Source organism: bacterium, assembly GCA_030654305.1.
Taxonomy (GTDB): Bacteria; Krumholzibacteriota; Krumholzibacteriia; order LZORAL124-64-63; family LZORAL124-64-63; genus PNOJ01.
Map to the genome: position 1 here is coordinate 1 of JAURXS010000116.1, position 1,699 is coordinate 1,699.

General features: G+C 73.8%; 2 protein-coding genes. Both read right to left on the reverse strand.

Annotation, left to right across the window (positions count from 1 at the left end):
- A partial coding sequence (locus Q7W29_03170; protein ID MDO9170811.1) for a VCBS repeat-containing protein occupies window positions 1-608 on the reverse strand: 608 nt, incomplete at its 3' end.
- A gap of 196 nt (window positions 609-804) precedes the next feature.
- Entirely contained in the window at window positions 805-1,458 is a 654-nt protein-coding gene (locus Q7W29_03175; protein MDO9170812.1) for a hypothetical protein, read from the reverse strand.
- Window positions 1,459-1,699 lie beyond the last annotated feature (241 nt).

A 1,699-nucleotide genomic window follows, 5' to 3' on the forward strand; every position in this document is an offset into this window, starting at 1 on the left:
CGGTTCGCCTCGTACTCGTTCAGGCTGGTCCACTCGCGGTTGAAGTTGACGCCGTCGATGTAGTAGAGGTGCCGGTTCGCGTTGACGACCAGCTCGAGCGCGGGGTCGTCGTCGACGTCGCCCACGCAGAGGCCGTGCAGCACCTGGAAATCGTTCTGGAGGGTCTCGTAGCGCAGGCGGCCGTCGTCCGCGGACCAGACGTAGAGGATGGCCGCGCTCGTCCAGGCGATCACCTCGTCCGTGCCGTCGCCGTCGAGGTCGGCCGAGAGCACCTCCTGCACGGTGCCCGTCAGCTGCTTGCTGGTCCACAGCGCCCGGGCGCCCTCGCCCGTGACGTGGACGAGCCGGACCAGGCCGAAGCGGTCGCCGATGGCCAGCACCGGCCCGTCGGCGTCCTCCAGGGACTCGATCGTGGCGACGTGGTCCAGGCGTTCGGCGGCGCGCATGGCCCGCACGTAATCCTGGTAGCCGAGGGACCGGGGGCCGCCGGCGAGCAGGCCGGACTCCTGCTGGGCGACGGACGCGCCGGCGAGCGACAGGACGCCGAACGCCAGCACGGCCGGCCGGATCGCGGCCACGCCGCGCGCGAACTTGGAAGCGGTCATCATGAGCGGCCTCGCAGATCTCCTGATGATGCCGGCCGCCGGCGGCGGTGGCGCGCGCAGCGACCGGGTCCGGCAGGGCGCCGGCTGACGCATTCAGGGGGTGGCGATATCCGGCGCTCAAGATAACCGTTGCCCGGCGCGGCGTCCACAGCCGGATCGGCCGGCCGTCGGCTGGTCGCGGCGCGGCCGCGGCCGTCGCTCACCAGGGAACGGGGAAACCGACCTGCAGGTGGCAGGACCAGCCGGAGTAGTCGAAGCCCATGTCGACGAAACGGCGCCAGCGCACCAGCGCCACGACGAGCGTGCGCGGCGACGGCCGCAGTTCCCAGCCGGCCTCCAGCACGCCCGAGTAGTTGCGCAGCTCGCCGGCGGCGGTCGCCGTCGCGGCGGAGTCCGCCGCGGCCACGCCGGGGTAGCTGATCTGGGCGATGTCGAGGCCCAACCCGACGAAGGCCGCCCGCGCCGGGGCCTCCCGCCGCACGTCGCCGAGGTAGCGGCGCGCAACGAGCCCGACGGCGACGAGGTCGCGCCCCCTCGCCACGCTGCGGTACTCGCCGTGCAGCACCAGCCCGAGGTTGAAGTCGTAGAGGGGCGGGAAGATCTCGGCGCCGGCCGCCGGGCTCAGCACCAGCCCGCCGGAAACGCCGGGGCGCAGGCCGCCCTCGCCGCGCGTGTCCCCCAGGCTCGGGCCGAGCGTGAGGAAGGGCGGCGGCGCCGCGTCGGGACGGTCGAGGGACGAACGCAGGACGCCGCCGGCGCGCGCGGACACCGCGCAGGCCAGCAACACGCCGGCCGCCGCCAGGCAGCACGCGGCGAGGCCCGGCAGCCGCCGTTTCAGCCGTATCGACTTCATCGCACCTCCGCTGGCATCGCCGTGCTCCACGCTCGATGCCGCCACCGATGCAAGGACGGTGCCAGGCCTCGAATCATCCAACGTGTTGCCGGGAATGGGGATGCGCGCTATGATCCCGGCGGCGACGGCCGCATCGCGACCGCCGTGATCGCCCACTGGCCACCGGAGGACGCATGGCCCCCGACACGCCCGCCACGGCCTACACCACGCTCGCCGGCGACGGCGAGGCCGAGATCCGGGT

Coding starts and splice junctions, on each gene's coding strand:
- Q7W29_03175 (MDO9170812.1), bottom strand. CDS start 1,458: ATGAAGTCGATACGGCTGAAACGGCGGCTGCCGGGCCTCGCCGCGTGC.